Source organism: Coleofasciculus sp. G3-WIS-01, assembly GCF_040223135.1.
Lineage (GTDB): Bacteria > Cyanobacteriota > Cyanobacteriia > Cyanobacteriales > Coleofasciculaceae > Coleofasciculus.
In genome coordinates this window covers 13,847-40,718 of record NZ_JAVJZI010000015.1, presented here as the reverse complement: position 1 = coordinate 40,718, position 26,872 = coordinate 13,847, and the positions used below count along the sequence as shown (strand labels likewise).

Sequence of the window (26,872 nt, the reverse complement as noted above, 5' to 3'; positions counted from 1 at the left end):
CCGCTTTTGGAGGCTATCCAGTTCTTTTTCCCATAGAACTTCCGCGCTAACTTAATTTTATTAGTGGCTCTGGTTACCCAATCTTTCCCTGACTGAACTCGTGATTCTAATTGCTTTATTTGGATTTTTCTACATTCTTTAGCCGAGTCAGTTTTTCCTCTAGATAATGCAATTACTCCGTTAGCATAACGCTTACTGAACCCGTATTTCTCTTGAATATAACTATTCCAACTGGCTTGATTAAATTTTATTTCTTTATTTAATAAATGGTTAACTGTTTCAACTGTTGCTTGATAAAATATATCGGACAATGAAGTTAAAAACATCTCCAAGTCGGTGAAACCGATGGGGTTAAGTTCATCGGCGGGAGTTGGCAAGCCTTTGCAATAAGTTATCGTCGTCATAGCTTTTTGGCTACCTCCCTCAGTTCGTCCACTATTTTTTTGTTCTTATGACTTCTACTCCCATATAGACGAGCGGAAAATACTGTGATAATTTCTAATACATCTGCCGCTAAGTCTTCCTCGAATGTACTATCATCAAGTAGAGTAGCTGCTTCTTGGGGGGTTAAACTAGACATTGCCTGATTATATCATAGAAAATGTCCAGTTATGTCACTAATTGTCTAGATATTTACGGACTGTTAGTTAACCCTTCAAAACCAACAGGATGCTCCAGTACCTCAGCATTGATCTGAGCTTGAGCTTGGATCATCGACTTGCCAAACTCACTAAGAAAGGCATCAATACGCATCTTATCCTTCGCCATCAGACACCCCCTCCCTCGCGTTGATCTTCCACGGTGATTATCGGTTGTAAACGAGCGGGTACGGGTACTGGCACTAATTTAGCCGTCAATTTTGTGTGTACGCTAACGTCCCGATTCAAACGTCGTTCTGTTCTTAGGGATTGAGTCGCCGCAAACAGAGACTTGCGTTTGTTGGTATTGCCAGATTGAGTGACATTCTCCACCACTTTCAGATCCATGGCTACCTCTGCTGTTGCTTCAGAAAAGGCAAGGAACGTCGGCAATATGCCCAAATCGAGTAAGCTCACCCTGACAGGTTCAGCTTGTTGAAATTCTACCGTCCCATCTTCTCGGATAATCTGTCGAATACTGGGGACAATATCAACTTGAGTTTGTGCTAACTCCTGAACAACTTGGGCGGATGATAGATCAAGCCTCGCCTGTCCTTCGGCAATTGCTTCTGCAAGTTGAGTAAGGACTTCCGCTAATGACGCACCCGCCAGTTCCTGAATTGGCTCATTTGGATCTTTGGGTGTGAGATCGAATGCCATTATGCACCTCCATCAGGACGATTATCTACCACTGTCAATATAGGTGCAATCCGTTCGGGTGGGGGGACGGGAGCGAGGCGAGTAAACAAGCGACTTGTCCCCTGCACTTCCTTGCCAAATTTGCGGTTATGAGAGACATCAACTCTTACCGATGAACTCCATAAGGCAAAGCCAACTTTTGCCTTGGCGGATACGTTAACATTAGTCTGCCGACTGGTTGTCGTTTTAATGTCCATTGAAACCTCAATAGTGGCTTCAGAAAACTGGTAAAATGTCGGCAATAGACCAATTTGTAAAAGTGAGACATCGATAGGAGGTGATTGGGTAAAGCTGACTGTGCCATCCTCAGCAATAATCTGACTAACACCGAACACAACCGGAACTTCTGTTTCTGCCAGTAACTGTGCCGTGTTAACCGAATTCTCGTCTAAGGCAGCTTGGGCGGTGGCAATACCCATTGCTAGCTTGGCTACCATTTCGGGAAGTGGCACATCGAGAAGTTCTTGTCCAACGCTGGGCATGATTTATTCCTCTTCTAAAACTAGAATGTTAGTTTGACCTTAGTTAGAAGATGAACCCTGCGAGTTTTATAAAGGCTGTGAAAAGGCGGTAAAACGCTGAGGATCTAAGGTGATACCTCCAACGAAAGCAATTTCACGAAGCTTGCGTAATTCCATAGCCTGATGGAACATAAGTTGGGCAATTACCCATACTCTGCCATCAATTAAAATTTGCCCTCCCTGGGAGGAGATGAGAGCGGGAAGATTGACTTGGGGATAAGCCGATTTGACCAAAAATGTTTGGTTTTGATTCGACTGGGGAATCTGTAGGTTAATCTTAGCCCCAAAACTGTTGGCTACTTTGTCAATCATTTGTGTATCCTCACTCTCACTCTGCTGTTAGTCTGAAAAAATCACACTTGCAGTCAAGCTCCCAAAGCTTTTCAACCTCAGGATAGGATGGGTGAGAATAGCCTTAGCTGCATCGATCATTTGCATCAAGTGATACTTTGCACAGGCATATATGGCTGATTTAAAGCAAGTTAATAATCTTGAGTCAACCCAAGACTCTTAGATTACTAACTTGCTTGGCTGATCATTGTGCAGAATATAACTTTTGTAAGATGATTTAGCTGATCTGTATTCCCTTTGTCTTGATGGAGTCAGTATAGTTCATTATTCAAAGGAATGTCAATCAAGTATTAATACCCAGATCTTTTCGAGCAGTATTAATACTTATCCAATCGCCTAAAGAATAAAAAACTAAGTCAATGGATCAGAACTTTTTGCAATCGCTTTAAGGTACGCTGATTCTCTTGTTGAGAACCCACAGTAATGCGTAATCCGCCACCTGTATTTCGGATTACAGTACCTTGGGCTTTCATCTGTTGAACAATCTGGCTTAGGGTATTTTGTTCCAGTTGGCGAGGGCGAATATAAATAAAATTGGCAGCACTTGACCAAACCTGTAAGCCGGGATGCTCTGATAATGTAGCTAATAATTTATCGCGTTCGGTAATAATTCGGGGAATCGTGGCTAAGAGTTGATCGCGGTGAGTCAGGGCGATAAGGGCGGCGGCTTGGGAAAAGCTGGGTAAATTATAAGGTAAGCGCATTTTTTCTAATGCGGCAATTAATTCTGGGTGGGCGATACAGTACCCTACCCGATGGGCGGCTAAGCGAAAGGCTTTGGAAAAGGTTCGCAGAATTGCCCAGTTGGGATGCTGCGCTAATTCTTTAACGACAGAGGTTTGGCTAAATTCAAAGTATGCCTCATCAATCACCACGAGAATATGATCAGGTAAACTTCGCAACCATTTGAGTTCAGCCGGTGTGAGAGAATTGCCTGTGGGGGAGTTGGGGTGAACAACGAAAACTACACGGATAGGGGGATGTTCTGATTGGGCGATCGCGCGTTGGGCTTCGCCTAGGTTAATCTCAAAGTTATCCGAACAACGTCCAACTGTTACCACCGGAATACCCAAGGTTTGCGCCAGAATCGCGTACATGGAGAATGTGGGATTGGCGACGAGAATTGAACCTTCTCCCCGTAAACAGGTGGTAATTAATAGAGAACGAATCAGTTCATCTGAACCATTACCCACTGAGATTTGGCTAGAGGTTACGGGTATTTCTAGATCAGCCGATTCAGTCACATACTGCGCGATCGCATCTTTTAGGGCTTGATGAGAACCATCGGGATAGCGGTTCGCCTCAATCTCCTGTTGATAGGTCCATGCTAGCTTTTCTTTTAACTCAACGGGCAAATCATCAGGACTTTCATTCGCATCCACGCGATCGCACGATAGGATTGGCTTACCCGAATCTCCCCCTGGATTAGGAGTGTAAGCCGTAAATTGAGCCAAATCTGACCGGATGAACCCCAACATATTAGTTACCTGTTTCTATTGATACTGGTTTCCCTGTTCCCTCTTGCCTATTCCCTCTCTAAAGTAATAATAGTAACTTCTGGCGGACAAAATAGACGTCCGGGTGCATAAGTTCCTAACCCACGATTCACATACAGGCGATTTGCACCAACCTGATGCATTCCTTGTCCCCATTCCCAATGATCGACCACTCGATAACATTCTCTCAGAAAGGGAATCCACTTGTGCAGGGGTCGAGGAATAAGTAGTCGCAGGATGGGTAGCAATAACGCCGCAGGTCCAAATCCAGGAATCACCACTTGACCTCCGTGGGTATGACCTGATAACTGTAAATCGATGCGCCATTTCTGTAAGGGTTCAGCCGTGTCCGGGTTATGAGATAAGACAATACGGGGTATCTGAGGATCGATTTGGTTCATCACCGGGGTGGGATTGAATTCACGGGACCAAAAATCCGCTAATCCTACCAAGGCTAATCCTTTGCCTAAAGGATAGACAATTTCATTCCATAAAACGCGCACGCCAATCTGGGTTAGCGCCTCGGTAACTGTGGTTTTGGCTTGGTGGTGGTAAATGTCGTGGTTTCCTAGTACCGCATAGATTCCCGCACGACTTTCCAAGTATTTTAATCGCCGTACCAGTTGATGAATCGGTTCTGGCTGATAGGTGATGTAGTCTCCAGTTAACACAACTAAATCCGGTTGAGCCTGATTACTCACCTCAATCGCCTCAGCCAACATCGCTTCCGACAGGCGAAAACCATCATAATGTAAATCACTAAGCTGTACCAGTTTAGTTCCTTGTAATGACGGTGGCAAATTCGCGATCGCAACCGTTATCCGCTCAACCTTTAATCGTCCTGAAAATACCCAAGCCATAGTATTAATTTTAATAAATCTGGCAAGAATGATTCCAGATTAGCTTAGCGCTTCATTGGATTCATTCCCTGTGATCCCCTATACTCAGGTTACTCTGTAGATTCCGAAAACTGATCCGCTATTAAGGCTGAATGACATTGCGCTAAAGGTTTTCTAGCAATGTCGGATAATCCAACTTGCTGCAATAAGTATTGCCAATTTGATGCTACAGTAGAATTTTCCGGCTCCGCACAACGCAACTGGACTAGACTTTCGAGGGTTTCATACCAAATCCCATGATGGGCATAGATAGCAGGCTTCGCCTTAGGTGCAGCCCTGTCTAATTCCTGATTAATGGGGGAATTTGGCGTGACTCGTTGTATCCACCCGGCGACATAGGTGCTGTCACTCCGGTCATACTGATCGAAAATAATACTGAAATACCAGAAATAGGGTTTGCCCACCTCTAAGGGAGGTAAATCTGGAGCATTGGCTAGATCAACGGCAATAATGCTATCACTGGCTTGTAGCGGAATTTCCTTTTCATAAATGATGGTTTTTAAGGTTTGATCATAGAAACTAAACTCGGCTTTAACATTCTTTACACTTACATCTGGAATATAAAAATACAAGGTGGGATATTCAGCGATAGTTGTGCCAAATGTGGATTGAGGGATTAACGCCATTAACGGAATCGGCGGGCGATATCCTTGACAACGAGTTGCGGCATAGTTTTCTATCCGATTTCCTGGCGTAATGTCTAGTTGATTCAACACTCCCTTATCCGGAATCTTTAACGTAATTTCTTCTTTGGTATAGCCACACTTTACCAAATCTTCATTTTTAGTTTCTCTATTAAAATTTGTGACAAATGAAGACTCGGCTTGAGCTGGCTGTGAAATACTTAAGCAAACTAGGCTTATCCAGGAGGTTAAAGAAGCTGCAATCCAATTTTTAGGACAAATCATAGTATTCGCGATCGCGTTCAGCATGACTATAAATTCAGTATAGCTTTTTCAATTCTTTCTCATTTCTCATTTATCATCAGGACTGTACATAAACAAGATGCTCAGGGGAGATTGTCACTCTCAGTTTTGGATCAGTAGCCGCTTAGTCTGGAACTGATCTGTTCTACCATTGTGTCAATGTGTTGAAATAGATAGTTGTCGGTAATAAGTTGAGGAAGTTATCTCCATTTCTTGATACCATACAAGAATGTTGAGACTTGGTAGATTTATGCCCCGAGTGCGTCGAACTGTTACCCTGATTGGACTTGCCCTGTTGACGATGGTATTCGCGATCGCCTGTCAGGGGGGTGGGAGTGCGATTAAGGTAGGCTCGAAAGATTTTACTGAGCAATTTATATTAGGAGAAATGTATGCTTTGGTACTTGAAAATCAAGGGTTTGAAGTCGAACGGAAGCTAAACTTGGGCGGAACACCCGTGGCGCAAGCGGGTTTGGAAAGTGGTCAAATTGATTTATATCCAGAGTATACGGGGACGGCTTTATTAACGGTGTTAAAGCGTCCTACCAATAGTGATCCACAGCAGGTTTATCAAACGGTGGCGGATAGTTATCAAGAGAAATATAATCTGGTTTGGCTAGAACCTGCACCGATGAATAATACGAATGCTTTGGCGATGACTCAGGAGGGCGCGAAAGAATACAATATTAAAACAATTTCCGATATGGTAGCTCAGGCAAATCAATTAACTTTGATTGGTCCACCGGAATTTGAGATGCGTGAGGATGGATTACCGGGGTTAAAACAAGTGTATGGGGATTTTCAACTTAAAAAATTTATTCCCACTGATCCGGGATTAAGATATCAAGCCTTAACCGAAGGACAAGCTGATGTCGTGGTGGGGTTTAGTTCCGATGGTGAAATCGGTGCATTGAATTTAGTTGTATTGGAGGATGATAAAAACTTATTTCCGCCCTATCAAGTTGCGCCAGTGGTGCGTCAAGAAACATTGGAGAAGTATCCAGGAATCCGAGACGCGCTGAATAAGTTAGCGCCCAAGTTGACTAATGAAACGATGCGACGATTGAATTATGAAGTGAGTGGTAAGAAACGCGAACCGGCTGAGGTGGCTAAAGAGTTTCTCATGCAAGAGGGATTTTTAGACGAAGTAGCCGCCGAGGTGCATCAAGTCGTGCGGAAGTGGGTGGTTAAACAACTTAATCAGGTTATATCTTAGCTGGCGATTGGAAATCGCAGCTACACAAACAAAGTCCGCCTGCGCGGACTAAATTAATCGCACTATCGTAAACCTAATCTGTAGGGGCGGGTTTAGGGACTAACATATCAAAACATAACCGATAACTTTCGTACAAAACCCGCCCTCCCACAGCCTGCGATCGCGTCTTTCCAGTCTGTTGTCTGAATAGTAGGATAGGTCAGCATTTGAGCGGCTCATGAATTTGGCGCTGCTTAGATTTGCATCCTGGAATGTAGCACCACAAAGGTCAGCCCCACTGAGTTTAGCACCTCTGAGATTGACCTGCTTAAGATTGACGTTACTCAAAAACAGATAAACCGTATTTATAAAGGTGTCAAGCTTAACACTATTACTATAACTAATAATGCGAAGCAATCGAGTTGGCTCAAAACTGTCACTATCTGGCTGACCACAAGGATTAAAGCTAATTTTACCCTTCAGTTCATCCGTGTTCTGAGCGTAACGATTCAATGCTAACAGCAGAATCATCACATTTATCCCAGCATAGATATCCACCTCTCGCAATCCCATCCAACTGCCATACTTTCTTAATTGCAGCATCGTTTTCTGAGGCAGATTACTCGTAGGTTCTGCATCAATAAACTCCCCATTGCACCAATCGAGGTAGAACTCTTCCAAACGCTCGAATAATTGCACAAATTCTTCCTGACTGACATCAAGCAACACCATCATATACTCGACAATTTCCCACGTCAGTCCCCCATAACCCAGTAAATCGTACACTTCCTCGGCTAACTTTTCCCTGCTAACTAGAAAACCTCCACGTTTGCGGCGCGGTTCTTCCAAAACCCACTTTTTCAAGCTTTCAACTAACCGCTGAGCGCCTAAAAACTCAGCAAAACTTTTATGGACAAATTCTACCGCTCCTTCTGTAGCGTCAGCAGCCGAAGCAGGTCGTAAATAAAACGCTGATAGCGCATTTCTCAACGGATTATCACCAATGCGTTCTCGTGCCTTTTCTAACAATTTTCTGGCTTGATCATCTCCCTTTAGACGTTCCTCAATCATGGCAATTGAAGTTCTCCAAGCTGATCCAGTTGTGATTTAGCTGCTTGATTTGATATCCCAGAACCGATTTTTTGCTTTAGCCAATCATTCTCACGCACCAACGTATCGAAGCTTTCCAGATAGGCTAAAGGAAACGCGATCGCAGCCCACTCTTCTAAGCTTGTCTTTCCCTTATTGCGATACAGGTTCACCCCTTTGCGAGCAAGCCCCACAAACGACAACCCCGCCGCCACAGGTGCGGCTGGCGTTCCCAATAAACCTAGCGCGATCGCTAATTCTAACCCAGCTTTGGAAACCTCTGCGCCAGCCTCGGCAATTTCTCCCGGTTTCCCTAATTCCCGAACATCGGTGTTGAGAAGCTTCCACCACTCATCAGGATTGAGAAATTGCCGCCAAACCTGCTTAATTTTGTTCACCGTGACTCAAGCATTAGACTCTCCCTTACACGATAACCTGAATGCACCCACGTTCGTAGTAGCCAACTTGGACGCCCTGAAATAAATTTCTTATCTTTAAGCTCAATTAAGCTTTAGCTTACTGGTTAAATCTTGCAACCCGTTTTAACGGGTTTAAGCTTTTAGCCGGAACTTTAGTTCAAGGCTTAATGGGCTAAAGCCCTTACTACAAACTAAAGAGCAACTATTCCTGTGATTCGCTGGTATAATGCAGCTTAATAAAACTATCAAAGGAATACCAAGCTAAAACATACCAAGGAATCGCTTCGATCATCAATCCCTTAACGATTAATTGTCTTATCGCTAAAACACTAAATCCCAGCGGAATCAGAAATCTTATGTCAATTATCCCATCGGTTGCCCGTCTCACGCGACGGTTGAGATGAGTGACAGCGTAAGTTACGCTAGCCGCCGCATCAGATTGACCGTTTGCTGAATTTCTCGGTTGTTCAGGAATCGGGCTAAACGTGACCCCTAAATCCTGTAAAATCGCCCAAACTCCCTCAAAGTTAATGTAATCTTGGGCGTAAAAAATCGTAATACTGCCACTCTGGATATTAGCTCGTACCCGATAAATCTCTAGACGTTCATTCAACAACTTAATCAGCGGTTCAATGTCCTGAGATTGGCGATACTCTGGAGCCACCCGCAATCGCACTCGCCCTGGGGTTTGACTGATAAGTTCAGCATAAATAGGTGAACTACCCATTTCTGGCGTCGTTTCCCTTAATTTTGGCATTTTGGAATTATTGGTGATCAGCATAATTAATTCTCAATTATAAATTTTGCACCGTGCATTGTAGAGACGTGCCATGGCACGTCTCTACAGGGTTAATGGGAATTAACCTATTTCACTATTCGGCGCGGGTTCTAATTCAGCTTGGCTTTTTTGTTCAGCCAATTCTGCCTTCGCTTCCGCCACGATGTCTTCAAAAACCTCACCCGTTTCTGACATCATCCCTTTACCTTTTTCGTAAATGACAATTCCACCTTTGACCATCGCCTTGGCAACGGGTTTACCTACCTTGGCAACAGCCGGAATCAGCAACGGCGCGGCAACAACGGCACCAATACCAGCCACAACACCGGGAACACCCAGATCTTCAAACAGATCAGTTATTTTAAAAGCCATACTCTACCTCCTAATTCAAAAAACTTTTCCGGAACTGTTATTCTAGCAACCGCCCTAGGGAAACGCATGACGCTAGGGATACACTATTAGTTCGTTTCCGGATGATTGGACACTTGAACAATGCTATTCCCGTCTTGTTCCGTCGCCAGTTCTGCCTTACTCTGTGCCACTAAATCGCCCAAAGCTTCGCCAGCTTCTGCCATGACAATTTTGCTCTTTTCATAGAACACAATGCCACCTTTAATCGCGGCTTTGGCAACGGGTTTGCCTGCTTTCGCCAACGCCGGACCAAAAATCGGTGCCAGAACCACTGCACCAATACCGATGAGGACACCGGGAATACCAATGTCTTCGACTAAATCTTCGAGATCGAATAAACTCATAAAACACCTCCAAAAGTAAGTCAATTGAAACTTTTTGCCAGGGCGCGTCTGGTTATCGGGGCGGGTTTAGTCACATCTGGGTGACAACATAAGATAATTGTGAAACCCGCCCCTACACAAACCTGCCCGGATGAGGGAATATAGGGGCGGGTTTAGTCACATTTGGGTGACAATATAAGATAATTGTGAAACCCGCCCCTACAGTCGGAAAAACTCCAATTAGTCGCTCGTGGCTTCAACATCAATCGCCGCTTTATCTCTTTTGAGTGCAGGGCGTAATCCGTTGACGCCAGCGATGACACTAGAGCCATTGTTAATTAAAGTTGCTGTCATTGGATTTAATCCCACCGTAGCCGCGATCGCTAAACCAGATAAATTAGGTACAGCGACAATATTGGTATTCTGGCGGATAATCTGTTTAGCATCGCGTGCGATCGCAATGGCTTCCACTAAACCCCGCAAATTATTCTGCATCAGCACCACATCAGCGGTTTCACGGGCAATATCCGAACCATCCCGGAAGGATACCGATACATCAGCATAGGCTAACGCGGCTGAATCATTCAGTCCATCGCCAACAAACGCCACCGTTTTCCCCGCTTCATGTAACTGCTGCACCACTTCGGCTTTGCGTTGGGGGAAGGCTTCAGCGTGAGTGTGACTGGGAGGAATATTCAATTGAGCCGCTACCACCGCCGCCCGTTGACAATTATCCCCGGTTAGTATATGAATTTCTGCCCCCATCTCATCTCGCAAAATGGCAATCACTTCCGCACTTTCTGGGCGCAAGGGATCGGTATATTGCAATATACCCAGCAATCTGCCATTACTTGCCACATAAATTGTCGGATATCCAGTTGTCTTCACCTCAGGATAGGCGGTATAGAATGACTCTAGGTCAATTCCCTCTTTCACCAAGAAGCGTTCGCTCCCGACTAAAACCGTCTGTCCTTCAATTTGCGCCTGAATCCCTAAACCGACTTGGTAATCCCACTCACCACGCTGGGGTATAATCACCTCCTGATAATTGGCGTAACGCATCACCGCTTCCGCAACGGGGTGGGTAATCCGTTGTTCTGCTGCTGCTGCAAGTCGCAGCACCTCCAATTCAGAAATAGCCGGATCAGCGGTTGTAATCCCAATTATTGCCACATCGCCTTGTGTCAATGTCCCCGTCTTATCAAAAACGATCGCATCAACTCGCGCCAATTGTTCTAACGCCCGCCCACTCCGCAATAGAATCCCCTGACGTGCTGCACTTAACATCGCCGCCATCACGGTTGTGGGTACCGATACCCGAATCCCCGTAGCAAAGTCAATGGTTAAAATCGACGCCGCCCTCGCTGCATTCCGAGTCAGGGCAAAAATAACCCCACCTAATAATAATGTGGGCACTACCATGCGATCGGCAATTTTCGCGGCATAGTTTTCTACACGAGTATCATGAACAGGTGCATCTTGCAGTAACTTTAATGTCCGCCCAGCTAGGGTATCCGCACCGATGCGTTCAGCTAAAATATAAAGTTGTCCTTCCCGCAGCAACGTAGACGCATAAACGCTATCGCCCTCACTTCGCACCACCGGCATAGCTTCACCCGTGAGTTTTTGCTCATCAATCAGGGCTTTGCCTTGGAGAATCTGCCCATCGACGGGAATCTGATCCCCCGGATAAACAATTACCGTATCCTCTGGCTGTACCTGTTCAATCGGAATTTGTTGTTTTTCGCCATTGCGTTCCACCCAAACAAACTGCGCCAAGGAACTGAGTAAGTCTAAGGTTTGATTGCGAGACGAACGCGCTGTACGTTCTCGAATTGCCTCACCCAGTTCAATTAGCCCTAACATACTACAGGAGGTGAGGAAGTGACGCTGAGCGGTAATAATTGTAATCGCGGCTAGATCAAGAAAATCAACATTGAGGCGGCGTTCCTGAGTAATACTTTCCAGCGCCCGTCGAGCAACTGGGACTGTGGCTAGTGCGATTGTACCGCCCAAAATTAAGGGATGGAACGATAACCCCAATGGACCACTAACTAGAGAAATTAGTGTGGCTAACGTCGGTAATTTTAATCTAGACCAATCTCCGGGTTTTGCAGAGTTTTCTGGCTGAGTCGATGTAATATTTCCTGGAATCGTTAGCGCCGCATTGGTAGCTAGCTGAATCACTTTCCCTAAACGGGAGCGCATCTGGCTATCAGTTTCACCGGGAAGATACCGAATCACCACCGATGCGGCGGCTGGTTTTAACCGCACAGACGTTACCTGGGGTTCTGCGGCTAAAAGCCTTTGCAGCCGCTGAGCATAGTTAGAATCATGAGCAATGCGGGGAATCCGAAACCGCACTCGTCCAGGTGTGGAGTGAACCACTCGATAGGTTACCTGAATCTGTCGTGTTTTTGGCTTCGTCCGCTCTACAACAGTTGGAGGTTTAGGTTCCACGGCTGCTATCTGTTTCTGGGAAACATTGCCAGATTTCAAAACCACTTGCTTCATTATCACCACCCTCTTTTTTTTGTCAATACAATTAATTTTGGTGAGCAATACAGGGAGTTAACACTCTCCCTAGGATGAAAATTGCAACTCAAACTTTCGGTTGGGGTAGGTTGAGGAATATGTCTTGTGAAACCTACGCTTTTTGCCTCAAAACCCAGATCAAACGCCTACGATTGGCGTTTTTGCCATCAATTTGAGCAGGGTTAAAAGCGCGGCTGACTTAAATTCCAACCAAGGACTCACGGAAGTTGCGATCGCGGGCTGAGACTCTGGCGTTGGTTCTGGCTCATCAGCAACAGAATCATCAGTGCTCGGTGGTAGTAAATCCTGATCAACAGAACTCTCTCTACATCCCTCGCTCCTGTGATCCTCTTCCTCTACCTGCACAGGAGGAGCTAAACTTGTCTCCGGTGGCGGCAAATCCGGCTCTGCTGCAATTTCCTCAGATCCTTCCTCTGGTTCATCTGGAAGGGCGGGTTTAGTCAAGTTATCTTTTGTCTCCCGAACGGTATCGGTAAAACCCGCCCCGACCACCGGGTTCCCAGACGTGCCTGGAGACGTGCCATGGCACGTCTCTACATCCCTGGAATCAGGATTAGCGGCGATTTGAATCAGACTAATGAAATGTAACCCAGCTTCAGCTTCGGAAACCTCCATTGGGTTGTATGTCATCACCACAGATGCGACGGTGCTGTTGCAGCGCATCTGGGTAATCCAGTCATCTTTTTTAACTAACAATTCCAATCGCCGCAGATAAGCTGGCTCTTCGGCAACTTTAGGGACACGAAAACGCATCCGTCCAGGAACCGCGTGAACCAGGCTATAGACAACCGTTGAATTGGTATTAAGTGCGACTATTGGATGCTTGTCATTGAGTTCATAAGCTGTTGAATTGGTAATATCATGCCCATCTAAATCGGCATTATTTCCTGCTGCCTTCTGCCTTGTTTCCTCTACTTTTTCTTCTGTCTTCCCTTCTGCCAAATCCAAGTTCTGCATTATCTGACGGACGACATTGGCTGTCAGTAGATAAACTGCAATTGACCGCCATCCTTGAAGTCCCAGTTGCCTTGTGGTCAATAGTCCAATTAATAAGGGAATGAATGATTGAAGCTGAGTTCCCGCTTTTTTCCAAGCCTCTGAGTCTAAGGGTTCCTGACTCGGTGGCTGTTTAATTTCGGCAATTCCTAAATCCCGCAGGCTCTCAAAGAGTTGAGCTAGAGATAACTGATTCGTATCAAAGGTAATGAGTAAACTTCCGATTTGCTCATTGGTTCGTATCTCTCGCACGCCATCCCGCTTTCGCAGGTGGGGTGTAACGGATCTCAATACGGTTCCCGGTTCCTCTCCTAAGACTCGGAGTCTCAGACGACCCGGAACCAGATGTAAAATTTCGACCTCCCGCTCTGGGCGAGGTGAAACCACACCAACCATTGGCATTGACCCTCGTAACAGTAGTGTGGAGTTTCTCTGGTTAAGAACAGGTTAACCTCCATATCTAAGCATACACCCTATCTATAATTTTTTATCTGAAAAAAAGATTATGAATTTTCGAGAATCTCTTAACCTAACCTTATACTCTATGTATAGAGGAATACATATATCGGATGATCCCTTGAGATTTTGGCAGATAGAAGCTTAGCTGATTCGCCATACTGCTCAGATAAGCTCTAGTTGAATGTTTTCTGGAGGTTCAAACCTCTCTACAAGCTCCCCCTACTTCCCTTAACCAAACAGTATTGGGCTGATGCGTAAGTTGAGTATTCACTCATTCTTTGTATTCTGGGATACGTTATCTATCTAACTGTTCCCCGTTCCCTACCCTCACCACCACACTGATTCAGCCAGCCCGACTTAAGACGAACTGGACAGTACAGCAGCATTTAGGCGTCAAGACATTGCTGACATTGGGATGCCCATAAGTTAGGTGGTGTCTTGACCAAAACTTCATAAAGTTCTGACAATTTCTTTATTAAAACTTTACAAAAAGTAAGGCAAAAGTTTATAAAATAAAGTTGAATTAAATTTTACTCTGTCTAAAAAATATCGTATTCATATTGTTTTTAGGAAGAGGCTTAACGCGATTTAATTTCCGCAAGAATTAATAGATAAGTGGGATGTTGCCTTATTAGCCAAGATATCCAAGAGGTAACCCAATATCAAACAATCACATTTGGAGCAAGTCGATGAATTACATTTTTGGCACAGTTGGTGATGATTGGCTAGAAGGCACATCCAGTGATGATGTCATTTATGGAGGTGAAGGAACCAATAGGATTATAGCGAGAGATGGCAATAATCAAATTTACGGCGGTTCGGCTGCTGATTGGATTACGGCTGGAGATGGCAATGACACTATTTATGCCAATGAAGGGGAAAATATAATTGATGCTGGAGGTGGCGATAACCTGATTTATGGTGGTTCGGCTGCTGATTGGATTACCACGGGCTCAGGTGATGATACCATCTACGCGGGTGAAGGGGTAAACACGATTAATACCGGAGATGGGAACGACATTATTTATAGTGGTTCAGGTGATGATGTAATTAATGCAGGTAGAGGTAAAAATCAAATCTGGCTGGGTGGTGGACAGGATACCATTGGCTTAGAAATGTGGGGATTTAGTGAGATTAATAACTTTAACCCCTATCAAGATCAAATTGACTTGGGACTCTCCGATCTACGCGGTGTAGTTTTGATGGGACAAGGCAATAATACGATGATCGGTTTAGCTCATCGTTCGATTATGGCAACGCTGCATAATGTTGATGTTCAGACTGTGGCGGCTCATTCAACTGATATTTTTGGCGCAGAACTTACTGTGTTTTCCAGTTAAACCCGTCAAGCCATAATCACCCAGCTCTTACCAAATCCGGGTCCGGGTTGACTATCCCCTTTTATGCCAACCGCAAAAACCTTGTAGAGACGTTACAGGCAACGTCTCTACAGGTATAGTTACAGGCAACGTCTCTACAGGTATATCTTGACACCTACAAAAATATGAATCGGATATTTCGCGATCGCGCCAGGTGGCAAAAAAGAAACCCAAGCGTGAGAGATCGCTGGGTGGAAGTAGGTTGCATGTACACTCTTCATTCAGATTAGCGCATTATGCTTGTGAATAAACCTTTGCGGCTTGAATTTATCTTTTTTAATATATTTACAGAAATAAATTTACCTAAGCTTAATTTTACAATTAAAAATTAATTAATTGACCGATTTTCTGAAAATTATCATCAATTTTAATGAGAATGCTAGACAGTTTGTAAACGGAATGTTATAAATATTAATTAAGCGCAATACATAGAATAGTAAATACTCAAGCTTGACGGGGTGTTGTCTGAAGCAAGAGGATTGTCCTTTACCTATAGACTTCCAATGAATCAAAATTACTCAACCGTTTCTGTTGCTGCCCCTAGCGATTCCCAGCCCTTAGCCAAAGTTAATACCAGGTTTGGCTCACATGATTCCCTCTGCTATGAGTTTCAGGTGCGTGGAGTTGGTAGAGGGACATTTAGTTACTCTGATTCTTTCCTGAACGGAAATAATACGAAGTCCGTACTTTTAGAGTCTTTAGTATGGAATGGGAAACTGATCGAATTAAGTAATTTTCAAGAACACAGTATTTGCTTTAATCAAGGAGAATTACTGGGACTGAATCTTTTAGGTGAAGGTTGGGAGATGCTGTTGAATCTAGGTATTCAGATCAATGGCGTTCACAGGATCACAGAAGTGACCTATAGACGGATAAAACATCAGCATTGGTTTAAGGACAATCTCCATTAATCCCTAAACCTCTGCCAACATTCCCTCAGATCCCCGATTTGTTGAACAAGTCGGGGATCTAATTTAGTGAAAACCGCGATAAAATCTAGACAAGTTGGGTGCAAACACAGATTCCAGCAAACTCCTTTAAGATTTAGCTCATTTGGCAAGAAGCCTCACGTCCTACCCGATAGGGAGGCGTGAGATGAATTGCCAGTCTATCGAAACTTGTTTGGATTTTTTCTGACAACAAGTTCGGTATAAGGTATAATTCACTAAGGAGGACAAATTCTTTTAATTCTCATTTACAAAGCTGCGAATGCTGGTAAGTTGATGGTGAAAGTCAAACCTCATATCATATCGTCCAAGTTTCTCTTGCGAGAAGCAAGAAGTGGGGCTGGGCGTATTCCCCACTATAAAACGCCGGAAGCGTCGTTCTACAACGGCGACAAAGGAAGCCTACAACCGTACCCGTAGGGTCGGTGTAGGAGGACGTCACTTAAGATGATGAAACCTAAAGTAGTAGTCGCCGCTATTTTGGCAACGAGCGCGATCGCAGCAGGTGTGGCGCTAAGTTCAGCCAGTTCTGCCCAAGCCTGTAGCTATAGCAAGTATAAGTCTTATCACCGAAAAGAGGCACAGCTAGACTGGTTGCGATCGCCTTGGGCTATCTTGCTCACCTTACCCGGAATCGCCTTGGCAACAGCCCTGTCTAGAGGCGGGCGTTCTTACGAAACTTAGGGGAAAGCTGAATAAGTTTTGTGGTGGGGGTAGGGAATAGGGGGTGTAGGGGCGGGTTTAACAGATAACGTTCTGTTGATGTCGGATAGCTTGACTAAACCCGCCCTTCTAAGGGAAGCAGGGAAAGCAAAAAGCAAGAGGTAATGGCTTGCTGCATAAATATGGCGCGTCTTCTATTCTCGATTTCCACTCCGATTGACGGAACACTGGGACGCAATATACCAAGCCCCACCCCGATTCCCACTTAAATCACAGGCTTCAATCGGACCTGCACCATTTGATTCTACATAAATTCCTTGTGCTTGATTCCGATTAATCTGACATTGCCAAATCTTGGCATTACCCTCTTTTTGAATCGTAACGCCGACTCCCCCGTTTCCAGCAATATCGCAAGCGGCTAACATCACTTTACAATCAGAACCAATAAATACGCCATCTTGCTGCATTCTAGAAATTTTGCAGTGCCGTAGTGTCGGATGACTGCCTTTGAGGATATACACGCCTGTATTATGATCCGATAGGGTACAGTGTTCTATTAATCCCTGACCCTTGTGACTCACCAAAATCCCATACATCGCCCCTCCCTGGATCTGACAATGGCGGATTTGCGGATTCGCGATCGCGCCGTGAATATAGATACAGGCAATACCATTGGATAGTATCGTACAACCTTCCAGAATGCATTGTCCTTGAGGAATATCAATCCCATAAGGCTTCAGCAACGGTTCACTCACCAGACGCCCAATCCCATTTGCCTGTTGCAGATTAAACCAATCCTGATGGCGCAGGGTTAACCCCCGAATCACGGCTTGTTCGGTCTGAATTTGCAGACAAGGTTGGTATCGACTTTCGATTATAATATCCTCTGGCTGTCCCTCGCCGACAATTTCAACGTCCTTATCAATCACCAGACTTTCCTGATAGAAACCCGGACGCACCACGATGCGTGTCTGAGGTTCCGCCTGTTTAATCGCATCCCGGATACGTCGATAATCAGCGTCACCCAGTTTAGCGACAATAATTTCTGTTTTGATCGGGAGTAAGGAAACCGTTCCCGATAGGGATAAAGAAGACGGATTTGTCATCGCCTCTAAGTCTTGAAGAACCTCTGTCGCCGACTGATAACGCTGCTTCGTCGCACCCTGCAACATTCTATCCAGAATACGACCTAACCGTTCACTGATGGGAGTTTTCAGAACGTCTCGCCATATCCAAATCCCGTCATCGAAGGAATAGAGTTCAAAGGGATCAGTTTGGGTTAAAAGGTGAATACAAGTGACACCTAGACTATAGATATCACTAGCAAATACGGCTTTCCCAGCGGCTTGTTCTGGGGCGGTATATCCTGCACTCCCAATAATTGTTCCGGTAACAGATAAGGCGGTTCTCGGAGAAAACTTGGACGCGCCAAAATCCACCAGTACCAGTTTTGGCGCAGCCGCCGTTGTGGGAATTTGAGTCAGTTGAGACGATGAAGAGGGAAGACGTTGAATAATATTTTCGGGTTTAACATCTCGATGAATCACCTGTTGGTTGTGGATAAATTGTAAGACGGGTAATAAATCCTGCAACAGGTCAATAATTTGAGCTTCACCAAAGCTACCTCCTTGCGCCAGTTTTTCGGCTAAAGTTTTTCCCTGAATAAACTCTTGCACCAAATATTGACAGCCCTCTGCTTCAAAATGCGCCAAGAGTTCCGGAATTTGGGGATGTTTACCCAATTCATCTAGGCGCACGGCTTCTTGTTCAAAGAGTTCTGTAACTTTTTGCCTGTTTTGACTCCCTTGAACCTGGGGAAAAACTTGTTTAATTACGCAATAAGGTTTCGAGGGTTTATATTCATCTACCGCCAAGAAGGTTCTGCCGAAACCCCCTTGACCAATTTGGCGAATGGGTCTATAGCGATCGCCGAGCTGTAATTTTGCCCCACAGCTTTGGCAAACCCTAGTCCCATTCTGGTTTTGGGGAGACTGACAGGTGAGGTTGATGCAGTAACTCATTGGTTATTTGTCATGTCATTCGTCCTTTGTTATTAGCCTCATTCCTAGGCTCTGCCTCCCATACTAACGCCAGGGATCACTGGTTAAATTGAGTCGGGGCAGGTTGCGTAACATGAATGGCACAAATCCTGGGGATTGATCGAGTAGGGTGGGTAATGCCCACCCATCGGTGTCAACTTAAGCCACAACCCTTGCCAATTTTAATCGGATGCTTAATTGTACAGATCACTTCTTCGGGGATTTTGTCGAACGAGAGAGTTTGTTATTATCGAGAGGAAAGTCCTCCTCTCTCCCCAACAGACATACGAACACAGGTTGCTTTATCAAAAGGGGCTTTTCACAATCAAGGCACTCCAGTACTAAAGCGCGTCTGAATCATTTGTATAATATGGTAAAAGATAGATTTCATGATGTTGTTAGAACTGCTCTAGAAAAGGACGACTGGGAAATTACGGCTGATCCTTACGAAGTTAGTATCGACGATGTAGATTTTGAGATTGATTTGGCAGCGGAGCAGTTGTTAGCAGCAGAACGAGAAAATCAGAAAATTGCTGTAGAAGTCAAAAGCTTTATCGGTTCGTCTAATGTTTCAGAGTTTCATACAGCATTAGGTCAATTCCTCAACTATCGAGATGCACTGGCAAGGATTGAACCCGATCGCCAACTTTATCTGGCTGTGCGAGTGCCAGTTTATGAAAGTTTTTTCCAGCGACGCTTTATTACAGCAGCAGTTGAGCGGTATCAAATACGATTGGTAATTTACGATGTGAAACAGGAGGTAATTGTTCAATGGCTATAGAGCAATATCGCCAGTATATCCAACATCTGCTCTCAGAACGTGCTGAGCGGGCGGCGCGGCAAAGAACGGCTCCAGAATATGAGGTTCAGACTGTTTTTGATACACAGCAGGATCACTACCAACTGCTATATGTGGGGTGGCGTGGGAATAAGCGTGATTTTGGCTGTATTCTGCATGTTGATATCAAAGGTGGAAAAATTTGGATTCAGCATGATGGTACGGAAGAGGGTATTGCCAACCGATTAGTCAAAATGGGAGTACCGAAACAAGATATCGTTTTAGCCTTCCATGAACCCGAAGTGCGTCAGTTGACAGATTTTGGTACAGGTGATGCGATCGCCCATTAATCCAATCCTTGTATTAGTATTAGGGCTTGCTGAATAAAAAGTGCTTTGTCGGAAAGATTACAGAGCATTAACGCAGGAATTAAAAAAACATAAAACCTGTTGCTGTGGTTAGCCAATAGGGGTCTGGGTGGTAATATCAGTTAATCGTCAAAACCACCCCAACAAACGGCTACCGTACAGTTTTCACACTATCAATTTTCCGCATAAACAAATCACTGAAAATACTAATCACAGGACGCTTGCGTACCCTGATATTGGTACTCACCGACATCCCTGATTGCAAGGGAACTTCTTTGCCGTTGATCAATATTGTTTGTCTATCCATGCGAATTTCCGCTGGAAAACGGTAGAATGGGTAGACTTCATTAGGGGGTAAAGCATCAGAACCAATCTGGACTAACTCGCCTTTGACATCTCCAAATTCGCTATAGGGAAAGGAATCAACTCGGACATCCACGGGCATTCCTTCATTGACAAAACCAATGTCTTTGTTGGTGATATAAACTTTGGCAACAAGGGTATCATCCGGTACAATTTTCACCACCGGCTCACTGGTATTGGCGACAAATCCGGTATGGGCTTTGAGGTCAAAGACTTTGCCACTTTCAGGGGCTTGTAATTTTTGATAGGTTAACGTTAACTGGGTTTGGCTGAGTTGACTCTCAATTTCTTGGAGGCGTTTTTGGTTTTCAACAATAATTTTGGTGAGTTGGCTGTCAATTTCGGCAATCCGTTGTTCGTTTTGAGCAATCAGCGTTCGCAGTTCTTCTTCCGAGAGCGCCATGGTGTTTTGTTTACGTTCCTGGGCTTGCTCGATCGCTTTGTCTAACCGTTCCTGTTCTTTCTTGAGACGCTCTACCTCAGCGGCGCTGCTTTCAGTTTGTTGTTTCTGGCGCAGATACTGGAGTTCCCCGAATGCGCCCTCTTTGAACAGATTCTCGAGGCGATCGGTAATTTCTCGATTAAGCACTAACACTTGTTCAGCATCAGCCAGTTGGATTTGGGTTTGAGTCAGTTGGCGGTTGAGTTGTTCGACTTCTAAATCTGCTGCCGCGACACGAGAGTTATACTCGTTTTGGCTTGCCTGTAAGCGTTGCCGTTGTGCCAAGGTTAAACCCGTAGGATCTCCGGTGAGTTGGGCTTGATAGTAGTTCTTTTCTTCCACTAAAGCCGCCCGATTTTTCGTGAGTGAGGCAATTTGGGGGGGGAGTTTCTCCGGTAGATTTTCCGGGTCAATGGGAACGGCTTTGCCCGTCATCTGAGCTTGATAAAATTGATTTTCTTGAATTAAAGCGGCGCGAATTTGCTGGAGTGATTTAAATTGCGCTTGAGCCGCTGTTTGGTCAAAGGTGAGCAGGGTATCCCCTTTTTCGACGCGATCGCCTTCTTCAATGTCCACCACCCCGACAACCCCACCCTGGGGGGCTTGCACTTCCTTTACAGCGGCTTTGGGTTCGAGTTTCCCTTGGGCGGGAATGGCTTCTTCGATTTGCGCCACACAAGCCCAACCGACGCTTAATGCTGTCACGCCAATAATCGCTACGACAATCATTCGGGGCCACAGGGGAGATTGTTGCAGGATAACGGGTTGATCAAATTCCGGCAGTTTATTCGTCCGACGAGTCGTTCCGGCTTTGGTTGCGGTTTTCACCGACTGGGAAGGCGATAAGGCGACGGGTTGGCTGGCTTTAGATCCGTTGCGTTGATTCATGATGTAATTACTCCTTCGTCAATTGGTCATTGGTCATTGAGTCACTGTTTAGAGTCAAAGAACTTTTGTCATATTGAGGACTTGGAAAAAACAAAAGACGAATGACAAAAGACGAATGACCATTAAAGTTGAGCGTCTTGCTGTTGATAGAGGCAGTAGTAGCGCCCTTGCATTGCCATCAGTTCGTCATGGGTTCCTTGTTCAACGACTGACCCTTTATCCATCATTAAAATGATGTCGCTGTTGCGAATGGTAGTTAAACGGTGGGTAATGAAAAAGACAGTGCGTCCTTTGAAGGCTTCAATTAAATTTAAACAAACTTGTCGTTCGGTGTCATAGTCGAGGGCGCTAGTCGCTTCGTCTAGAATTAAAAGTCGCGGATTTTGCAGTACCGTGCGGGCAATGGCAATCCGCTGGCGTTGTCCCCCTGATAGCGATGATCCTCGCTCCCCCACTCTTGTATTGTAACCACTGGACAACCCCATAATAAAATCATGAGCGGCGGCTACCTTGGCGGCTTCAATGATTTCCTCGGCGCTAGCATCGGGATTGGTCAGGGCAATATTATCTTGTACCGTACCATCAAACAGCAGACTATCCTGGGGTACAATTCCCACTTGACGACGCAGGGAATAGAGTTCAACTTTGGAGATATCGTAGTTGTCGATCAGAATTCGCCCTGCATCAACATCATAGAGGCGGGGCAGTAGTTTCATTAACGTACTCTTACCCGAACCACTTTGACCGACAATCCCGACAAATACGCCCGCCGGAAAATGCAGGTTAATATTGGTTAATTGCCAAGGACCACTGGTGCCAAAGCGGAAGGAAAGATTTTCATACTCCACTTCCCCTTTAATCGCAGGCATGGGAATATTTAAGCGATCTGCCTCATCCGCTTCTTGGGGGCTATCCACAATATCACTCAACCGTTCTAAAGATAGCGCCGTTTCTTGGAAATTTTGCCACAGTTGGGCTAATCGGAGTAAGGGACTGGTAACATAGCCAGAAATAATCCGAAACGCGATTAATTGCCCCAGGGTTAATTGTCCATCTAAAACCAGATAAGCACCCACCCACAGCACTAACAACGCCGAGAGTTTATTCAAGAAATTACTCGCTGAACCCGCAGTTGTGGAGGTTAGCACCGTCTTGAACCCCGCCGATACATACCGAGCATAGCGTTCCTGCCATTGCCAGCGCGTTCGCAACTCAATGTTTTGCGCTTTTACCGTTTGAATCCCAGACATGACTTCGACTAAATAGGATTGCGTCTGGGCGTTCCGTTCAGCTTTAACCCGCAGTTGGCGACGGACAATCGGCGAAACAATGACGGTTAACAACACAAATAAGGGAATAATCGCCAACGAGACAATTGTTAGCACCCAACTATAAATAAACATGACCACGATGTACAACACGGAAAACACCGCATCTAACACCACCGTCAACGCCGTTCCCGTGAGAAACTGACGAATATTTTCCAACTCATTAATTCGACTCGCCAGTTCCCCCACTGGACGCTTTTCAAAATACCGCAACGGTAAGCGGACTAAGTGGTCAATAATCTCCGAACCCAGATGCATGTCAATCCGGTTCGTGGTATCCACAAATAGATAGGTACGGAAACTGGTTAATAATGCCTCAAAAATGGCAATAATTACCAGGAAAAACCCCAGCACATGCAGTGTATCAATACTGTTCTGCACAATAACCTTATCGATGATCACCTGGATCATCAACGGATTCGCCAGTCCAAATAGCTGCACAAAAAAGGAGGCGATAAACACCAAGATTAAGACCTGGCGGTAGCGCACCAGAGACGGGAGAAACCATTGCAAGCCAAAGCGTTGCTGCTGGGTGTGCTTCGTCCGTTGTACCAGCAGCACCGGAATCGCGGCGGGCGACTCCCCGTCTTCAGTTTCTGGTTGCGGTAAACTATCGAGTAAATCGGCAGGTTTGCGGCGGACAATCCCTAGTTCCGGCACACCCAGCACCAGTTCCCGGGGTTTGGCTTCATAGAGAACAGCAAAGCCTTCATACCAAGGGACGAGAGCGGGGGTTTGCAGGCGATTGAGCGATTGGGGCGGTACATTCACCAATTGGGCATGTAAGCCGATTAAATCCGCCACCGCACCACACAGGGGTAAGGAAAGACCCCCAGTTCGCTGCATCTGATCATTGAGTACCCGACGAATCACATCACGGCGAAAGGGCATCTCTAAATGCTTACTCAGCATTTGGAAACAGGCTACGGTACTATCCAGAAGTCCCTTACCTCGGACATGGGGATATTTGCGGTGTTTTTGGGAGGTTTGGTCTGCATCCTCTGTCGGTTCGGGTGGTTTATCGGGCGCATAAGGGATGCTGTCGTGATCATCATCCAGCCACGGGTCATCGTCGGTGGTTAGGGGAGTCTGTGTGTCAATTACCGTAACTGGGGTGGTGGGGGGTTCGGTTTGAGTTTCCCCGACTAAATCCGATTCGCGAAACCCAATAATTCTGGCTGGGGTAGACCCTTGGATATCTAGCCCCTGAGAAATTGCCTCTTGAGAGAGACGACTCCCCACGGGAAAATCTCGGACGACACTCCCCCCACTGACAAACCACACCCGGTCAGGCGTCAGGAGTTCGCTGGCGTCGGTCATGGGATAGAGGTAACGCACCTGGGCATCCTGGTAAGCGTTTTGGGCAAGTTCTTTAAGATTTGTGATCCCACTGGCTTGGCGGACTAGCTCTGCACCGATTAACTCAAAGGCTTCAATGATATTGCAATGGTTTTGGAACGCAGCGGTAGCGGTGGGTTCCTGTGCCATCAGGGCTAAAAACTGACCCGTGGGTATAGTTAAGCAGACCGACTCCGTGGAGGCAATTGCGGTTTCACAAGGGATACCCCGCATCAGACTCACCCAACCCAGAATCGCGCCCGGTTTCAACAAGTCCAGGGTGACCGGTTTTTGGGTGGTCTGTTCGTAACTCAAAAGACGTGCTTTTCCCTCATAGATAATTGATATCTGAGAGGGCATTTTTTCTCGCACCAGGATGGGTTGACCCATACGATAGCGCAACAGTTGACTTTTTTCTGACAACTTAGTTAGCGTCGAGGCTTCAAGTTGATTGAAGGGAAATATATCCGCTAGAAAATCCTGAATTGTTGTCTTAGTGTAGGTCATGGGCAAGCCTCAGGGAATAGCATTGTAGAGACGCGCCATGGCGCGTCTTTACAGGGTTTAGGATTGAACGGGTGTGCCAAAGGATATCTGTTGTCGCAGTTGTTCTTGTAACCAGGTGGTAAACATTTCCTCCAGGAGTCGCTGACGCATCGCATCATCTAGTTGAACGGGTAAAAACTTTTCTAAACGAATTACAATAAACCAGTCGCCCAAGCGGGTGGGGGGCAAAAGTTGACCGGGTTGGCTAACGGTTAACATTTGCGCCAAGGTGGGGTGGGGTGTACTCAGTTCCACAGGTCCTACTAATCCGCCCGTTTGCGCCTCTGGTCCTTGGGAATAATCTCGCGCTAGTTCATTAAACGACTGTTCTCCTTCTTGGATACGAAAATAGAGTTCTTGGGCAATAGCCGCCTCCTTTGTCCGAATCAGGGAATAAATTACCCGATCTAATCGTCCTTTGCGCTTGAGGAAATAGGACTCGATCTTATGTCCCCAAGTCTCCTGTTTAAATTTTTCCAGTTTTAGTCCCCGAACCGCTAACTCTTCAACTTGTTCAGGACTTACGCCTTGACGGTCACGCCAAGCTTGACGCTCTTCCTCGGAAGTTAGCTGATTTTTAGTATAGAACTGCTCGCAGGCAGCCGTTTTTTCTTCGTCGGTACAATCTATGGTGGCAATGGCTTGATCAATAATGATTTCTCGCAATAACTGAGGGAGTAATTGATATTTGGCTAACAGGGGAATTACTTCTTCAGCCGTGATGGTTTGGTCGCCAACCTTTAAAATGGCAGTCATCGTGGTGAGAAGCCTCTCAAGGTAGTGTTTTCAAGAACTTATAGATCAGGTGATTTCCAAGATAACATCTTGCTTCAAGGGAGTGTTATACTCCAGCGCCACTATTAATTAAAAGTTTAGGAAAGTTAAGATTTTTCCTTAGGGGGAGGATTTTGATCATTTTTTTGCCCTGCGGTAATACAAGTGTGAATATCCGCGTTGGTTTTAATCGCTCCCGGTGTAATATGAGTGGCACTCGCCTGATATCCCCGATCGCGCAATGCTTGCATCAGATAATCTCGTTTAGGGATATCCCCGCGTCCTCGGCGTCCAATTTCTGCCAAGGTATAAAAGTAGGGCGGGAAATCGGCTTCAGCTTCCATGAGAGTGAGGAGTTGTACCCGTTTGGACCATTGCCAGTGATGTGCTAATACTCTCATTTGCTTTAACCAAGATTTATTATGCAACACACCCAGCCACAGTGGACCACTCAGGGTGAGGGATTTTTGGTCATGATCACAAAAGGATCGCCCTAACTGACGCCAGGACACAGTTTGATAATTACCGCAGTGATGACAGTAACCCAGAAAACCGTAATTTTGCAACGTCAACGGCTGAGATTTGACCAAACGCACCATCAGGCGATAGGTTTGACCTGTAAACAGGGAGAATATCGGCGTAATCCCCAAACCCTTGGCGATGGCTTGCTGCTGGAGTTTACCAATTACCAGTCGCAATCCTTGTTCCTGGGCGGCGGGATGGTTGCGGGGATACGCCCCATAAATGCCTAAACTACTTTCTGAAGCATGACCTGTCAACTTGCGCCCATCGGTACTGGTGAGATAGAGGAGTCCCCCCAGTTTCAGCGCCCAGAGGCTGGTATCTAGATAGGGGGTAGGGGAACCAAAGCAATCGACATCGATGAAATCGTAGTAGTCTCGGCGGTTATAGCATTCAAAAAAGACTTGATTGGCGTCGAGATGGGTTAGGGTGGCAGTATGGGTTGCGATCGCGCCGGCTAAATTTTGCTGTAGAATCGGGTTCAGCTCTGGGTTTGCTTCATTCACCCATATCCAATCGGCAAGACTTTCCAACCGATAGCGCAGGGAACGCACCCCACAGCCACTCATCGCATCAATCACTCGCAAACCACCCATTTGGGACTTATAAATCGCCGCCGCTAAAACGCCTAAATCTCGCACTACTTGCGTTGAGGGGCGATAGAATGCATGACCAACTTTAAATGTGGCTTCGCCTTCGGTATGTTCAGTTAAATTTTGGTTCATCGTTTGCGGTTCACCA

The 26,872-nt window shown here is 45.7% G+C and carries 25 protein-coding genes and 2 pseudogenes; 6 read left to right on the top strand and 21 right to left on the bottom strand.

All coding sequences use genetic code 11. The features are described from left to right. The 9 genes and pseudogenes from RIM23_RS01405 to RIM23_RS01365 all read right to left on the bottom strand — a co-directional run. Positions 1–404: pseudogene (locus RIM23_RS01405) on the bottom strand (hypothetical protein); the annotation flags it as partial. Further along, a pseudogene (locus RIM23_RS01400) lies at positions 401–529 on the bottom strand (IS607 family transposase); the annotation flags it as partial. The pseudogenes RIM23_RS01400 and RIM23_RS01405, both read right to left, overlap by 4 nt. 104 nt (positions 530–633) lie before the next feature. Next, positions 634–768 carry a hypothetical protein gene (locus tag RIM23_RS01395; protein ID WP_446363805.1) on the bottom strand — a complete coding sequence of 45 codons (135 nt, stop codon included), beginning with the start codon at positions 766–768 and terminating at the stop codon, positions 634–636. Further along, positions 768–1,298 carry a hypothetical protein gene (locus tag RIM23_RS01390; RefSeq protein WP_446351698.1) on the bottom strand — a complete coding sequence of 177 codons (531 nt, stop codon included), beginning with the start codon at positions 1,296–1,298 and terminating at the stop codon, positions 768–770. Before RIM23_RS01390 ends, RIM23_RS01395 begins: the two co-directional genes overlap by 1 nt. Next, a complete protein-coding gene (locus RIM23_RS01385; protein ID WP_446347008.1) occupies positions 1,298–1,819 on the bottom strand; it encodes a hypothetical protein in 522 nt (173 codons plus the stop codon). The genes RIM23_RS01390 and RIM23_RS01385 overlap by 1 nt, the downstream gene beginning before the upstream one ends. Before the next feature lie 66 nt (positions 1,820–1,885). Continuing rightward, on the bottom strand, positions 1,886–2,170 hold the full coding sequence (locus RIM23_RS01380) for a hypothetical protein (RefSeq protein ID WP_446363802.1): 285 nt from the start codon (positions 2,168–2,170) through the stop codon (positions 1,886–1,888). A 395-nt stretch (positions 2,171–2,565) separates the two neighbouring features. Next, on the bottom strand, positions 2,566–3,687 hold the full coding sequence (locus tag RIM23_RS01375) for a histidinol-phosphate transaminase (protein ID WP_446363800.1): 1,122 nt from the start codon (positions 3,685–3,687) through the stop codon (positions 2,566–2,568). A gap of 47 nt (positions 3,688–3,734) precedes the next feature. Next, the gene (locus tag RIM23_RS01370) at positions 3,735–4,565 is read right to left on the bottom strand and encodes a metallophosphoesterase (protein ID WP_446363798.1); all 831 of its coding nucleotides are present in this window, start codon (positions 4,563–4,565) and stop codon (positions 3,735–3,737) included. 89 nt (positions 4,566–4,654) lie between these two features. Next, positions 4,655–5,536 carry a DUF928 domain-containing protein gene (locus RIM23_RS01365; protein ID WP_446363796.1) on the bottom strand — a complete coding sequence of 294 codons (882 nt, stop codon included), beginning with the start codon at positions 5,534–5,536 and terminating at the stop codon, positions 4,655–4,657. A 244-nt stretch (positions 5,537–5,780) separates the two neighbouring features. Here RIM23_RS01365 and RIM23_RS01360 point away from each other — a divergent pair, with 244 nt between their 5' ends. Continuing rightward, positions 5,781–6,746 carry a glycine betaine ABC transporter substrate-binding protein gene (locus RIM23_RS01360; RefSeq protein WP_446363794.1) on the top strand — a complete coding sequence of 322 codons (966 nt, stop codon included), beginning with the start codon at positions 5,781–5,783 and terminating at the stop codon, positions 6,744–6,746. Positions 6,747–6,845: 99 nt separating this feature from the next. On the opposite strand, the gene RIM23_RS01355 is transcribed toward RIM23_RS01360, so the two are convergent. The 7 genes from RIM23_RS01355 to RIM23_RS01325 all read right to left on the bottom strand — a co-directional run bounded on the left by RIM23_RS01355 (position 6,846) and on the right by RIM23_RS01325 (position 13,699). Continuing rightward, entirely contained in the window at positions 6,846–7,796 is a 951-nt protein-coding gene (locus RIM23_RS01355) for a pentapeptide repeat-containing protein (protein ID WP_446363792.1), read from the bottom strand. Then, a complete protein-coding gene (locus RIM23_RS01350; RefSeq protein ID WP_446363790.1) occupies positions 7,793–8,212 on the bottom strand; it encodes a hypothetical protein in 420 nt (139 codons plus the stop codon). Before RIM23_RS01350 ends, RIM23_RS01355 begins: the two co-directional genes overlap by 4 nt. A 223-nt stretch (positions 8,213–8,435) precedes the next feature. After that, positions 8,436–9,014 carry an HMA2 domain-containing protein gene (locus tag RIM23_RS01345; RefSeq protein WP_446363788.1) on the bottom strand — a complete coding sequence of 193 codons (579 nt, stop codon included), beginning with the start codon at positions 9,012–9,014 and terminating at the stop codon, positions 8,436–8,438. Between the two features lie 78 nt (positions 9,015–9,092). Then, entirely contained in the window at positions 9,093–9,383 is a 291-nt protein-coding gene (locus RIM23_RS01340; RefSeq protein ID WP_446363786.1) for a DUF5132 domain-containing protein, read from the bottom strand. Positions 9,384–9,469: 86 nt separating this feature from the next. Beyond that, positions 9,470–9,766, bottom strand: coding sequence for a DUF5132 domain-containing protein (locus RIM23_RS01335; RefSeq protein WP_446359925.1), 297 nt, complete (start codon positions 9,764–9,766; stop codon positions 9,470–9,472). 219 nt (positions 9,767–9,985) lie between these two features. Then, the gene (locus tag RIM23_RS01330; RefSeq protein WP_446363784.1) at positions 9,986–12,259 is read right to left on the bottom strand and encodes a heavy metal translocating P-type ATPase; all 2,274 of its coding nucleotides are present in this window, start codon (positions 12,257–12,259) and stop codon (positions 9,986–9,988) included. 159 nt (positions 12,260–12,418) lie between these two features. Then, complete coding sequence (locus tag RIM23_RS01325; RefSeq protein WP_446363782.1) at positions 12,419–13,699, bottom strand: hypothetical protein; 1,281 nt, start codon at positions 13,697–13,699, stop codon at positions 12,419–12,421. 746 nt (positions 13,700–14,445) lie between these two features. Between RIM23_RS01325 and RIM23_RS01320 the strand changes: the two genes are divergently transcribed. From RIM23_RS01320 to RIM23_RS01310, 3 genes are all read left to right on the top strand, one after another. Then, entirely contained in the window at positions 14,446–15,096 is a 651-nt protein-coding gene (locus RIM23_RS01320) for a calcium-binding protein (protein ID WP_446363780.1), read from the top strand. A gap of 542 nt (positions 15,097–15,638) precedes the next feature. After that, the gene (locus tag RIM23_RS01315; protein WP_446363778.1) at positions 15,639–16,046 is read left to right on the top strand and encodes a hypothetical protein; all 408 of its coding nucleotides are present in this window, start codon (positions 15,639–15,641) and stop codon (positions 16,044–16,046) included. A 483-nt stretch (positions 16,047–16,529) separates the two neighbouring features. Further along, entirely contained in the window at positions 16,530–16,766 is a 237-nt protein-coding gene (locus RIM23_RS01310) for a hypothetical protein (RefSeq protein ID WP_446363776.1), read from the top strand. A 173-nt stretch (positions 16,767–16,939) separates the two neighbouring features. Here RIM23_RS01310 and RIM23_RS01305 read toward each other — a convergent pair whose 3' ends face one another. Continuing rightward, a complete protein-coding gene (locus RIM23_RS01305; RefSeq protein WP_446363774.1) occupies positions 16,940–18,766 on the bottom strand; it encodes a protein kinase domain-containing protein in 1,827 nt (608 codons plus the stop codon). Between the two features lie 388 nt (positions 18,767–19,154). Between RIM23_RS01305 and RIM23_RS01300 the strand changes: the two genes are divergently transcribed. Continuing rightward, positions 19,155–19,565, top strand: a complete 411-nt coding sequence (locus RIM23_RS01300; RefSeq protein ID WP_446359918.1) for a XisH family protein — start codon at positions 19,155–19,157, stop codon at positions 19,563–19,565. Continuing rightward, positions 19,556–19,912, top strand: coding sequence for an element excision factor XisI family protein (locus RIM23_RS01295; protein ID WP_446359917.1), 357 nt, complete (start codon positions 19,556–19,558; stop codon positions 19,910–19,912). The genes RIM23_RS01300 and RIM23_RS01295 overlap by 10 nt, the downstream gene beginning before the upstream one ends. Positions 19,913–20,081: 169 nt before the next feature. Here RIM23_RS01295 and RIM23_RS01290 read toward each other — a convergent pair whose 3' ends face one another. From RIM23_RS01290 to RIM23_RS01275, 4 genes are all read right to left on the bottom strand, one after another. Next, on the bottom strand, positions 20,082–21,623 hold the full coding sequence (locus RIM23_RS01290; RefSeq protein ID WP_446363772.1) for an HlyD family efflux transporter periplasmic adaptor subunit: 1,542 nt from the start codon (positions 21,621–21,623) through the stop codon (positions 20,082–20,084). 122 nt (positions 21,624–21,745) lie between these two features. Then, complete coding sequence (locus tag RIM23_RS01285; RefSeq protein WP_446363770.1) at positions 21,746–24,796, bottom strand: peptidase domain-containing ABC transporter; 3,051 nt, start codon at positions 24,794–24,796, stop codon at positions 21,746–21,748. Between the two features lie 57 nt (positions 24,797–24,853). Next, a complete protein-coding gene (locus RIM23_RS01280) occupies positions 24,854–25,591 on the bottom strand; it encodes a peptidylprolyl isomerase (RefSeq protein WP_446363768.1) in 738 nt (245 codons plus the stop codon). A gap of 125 nt (positions 25,592–25,716) precedes the next feature. Beyond that, positions 25,717–26,856, bottom strand: coding sequence for a tRNA (guanine-N1)-methyltransferase (locus RIM23_RS01275; RefSeq protein ID WP_446363766.1), 1,140 nt, complete (start codon positions 26,854–26,856; stop codon positions 25,717–25,719). Positions 26,857–26,872: the final 16 nt, after the last annotated feature.

What these genes read in the sequence shown, in the direction of transcription:
- RIM23_RS01395 (WP_446363805.1), bottom strand. Translation starts at nt 768, where the DNA reads ATGGCGAAGGATAAGATGCGTATTGATGCCTTTCTTAGTGAGTTTGGC.
- RIM23_RS01390 (WP_446351698.1), bottom strand. Translation starts at nt 1,298, where the DNA reads ATGGCATTCGATCTCACACCCAAAGATCCAAATGAGCCAATTCAGGAA.
- RIM23_RS01385 (WP_446347008.1), bottom strand. Translation starts at nt 1,819, where the DNA reads ATGCCCAGCGTTGGACAAGAACTTCTCGATGTGCCACTTCCCGAAATG.
- RIM23_RS01380 (WP_446363802.1), bottom strand. Translation starts at nt 2,170, where the DNA reads ATGATTGACAAAGTAGCCAACAGTTTTGGGGCTAAGATTAACCTACAG.
- RIM23_RS01375 (WP_446363800.1), bottom strand. Translation starts at nt 3,687, where the DNA reads ATGTTGGGGTTCATCCGGTCAGATTTGGCTCAATTTACGGCTTACACT.
- RIM23_RS01370 (WP_446363798.1), bottom strand. Translation starts at nt 4,565, where the DNA reads ATGGCTTGGGTATTTTCAGGACGATTAAAGGTTGAGCGGATAACGGTT.
- RIM23_RS01365 (WP_446363796.1), bottom strand. Translation starts at nt 5,536, where the DNA reads ATGCTGAACGCGATCGCGAATACTATGATTTGTCCTAAAAATTGGATT.
- RIM23_RS01360 (WP_446363794.1), top strand. Translation starts at nt 5,781, where the DNA reads ATGCCCCGAGTGCGTCGAACTGTTACCCTGATTGGACTTGCCCTGTTG.
- RIM23_RS01355 (WP_446363792.1), bottom strand. Translation starts at nt 7,796, where the DNA reads ATGATTGAGGAACGTCTAAAGGGAGATGATCAAGCCAGAAAATTGTTA.
- RIM23_RS01345 (WP_446363788.1), bottom strand. Translation starts at nt 9,014, where the DNA reads ATGCTGATCACCAATAATTCCAAAATGCCAAAATTAAGGGAAACGACG.
- RIM23_RS01340 (WP_446363786.1), bottom strand. Translation starts at nt 9,383, where the DNA reads ATGGCTTTTAAAATAACTGATCTGTTTGAAGATCTGGGTGTTCCCGGT.
- RIM23_RS01335 (WP_446359925.1), bottom strand. Translation starts at nt 9,766, where the DNA reads ATGAGTTTATTCGATCTCGAAGATTTAGTCGAAGACATTGGTATTCCC.
- RIM23_RS01330 (WP_446363784.1), bottom strand. Translation starts at nt 12,259, where the DNA reads ATGAAGCAAGTGGTTTTGAAATCTGGCAATGTTTCCCAGAAACAGATA.
- RIM23_RS01325 (WP_446363782.1), bottom strand. Translation starts at nt 13,699, where the DNA reads ATGCCAATGGTTGGTGTGGTTTCACCTCGCCCAGAGCGGGAGGTCGAA.
- RIM23_RS01320 (WP_446363780.1), top strand. Translation starts at nt 14,446, where the DNA reads ATGAATTACATTTTTGGCACAGTTGGTGATGATTGGCTAGAAGGCACA.
- RIM23_RS01315 (WP_446363778.1), top strand. Translation starts at nt 15,639, where the DNA reads ATGAATCAAAATTACTCAACCGTTTCTGTTGCTGCCCCTAGCGATTCC.
- RIM23_RS01310 (WP_446363776.1), top strand. Translation starts at nt 16,530, where the DNA reads ATGATGAAACCTAAAGTAGTAGTCGCCGCTATTTTGGCAACGAGCGCG.
- RIM23_RS01305 (WP_446363774.1), bottom strand. Translation starts at nt 18,766, where the DNA reads ATGAGTTACTGCATCAACCTCACCTGTCAGTCTCCCCAAAACCAGAAT.
- RIM23_RS01300 (WP_446359918.1), top strand. Translation starts at nt 19,155, where the DNA reads ATGGTAAAAGATAGATTTCATGATGTTGTTAGAACTGCTCTAGAAAAG.
- RIM23_RS01295 (WP_446359917.1), top strand. Translation starts at nt 19,556, where the DNA reads ATGGCTATAGAGCAATATCGCCAGTATATCCAACATCTGCTCTCAGAA.
- RIM23_RS01290 (WP_446363772.1), bottom strand. Translation starts at nt 21,623, where the DNA reads ATGAATCAACGCAACGGATCTAAAGCCAGCCAACCCGTCGCCTTATCG.
- RIM23_RS01285 (WP_446363770.1), bottom strand. Translation starts at nt 24,796, where the DNA reads ATGACCTACACTAAGACAACAATTCAGGATTTTCTAGCGGATATATTT.
- RIM23_RS01280 (WP_446363768.1), bottom strand. Translation starts at nt 25,591, where the DNA reads ATGACTGCCATTTTAAAGGTTGGCGACCAAACCATCACGGCTGAAGAA.
- RIM23_RS01275 (WP_446363766.1), bottom strand. Translation starts at nt 26,856, where the DNA reads ATGAACCAAAATTTAACTGAACATACCGAAGGCGAAGCCACATTTAAA.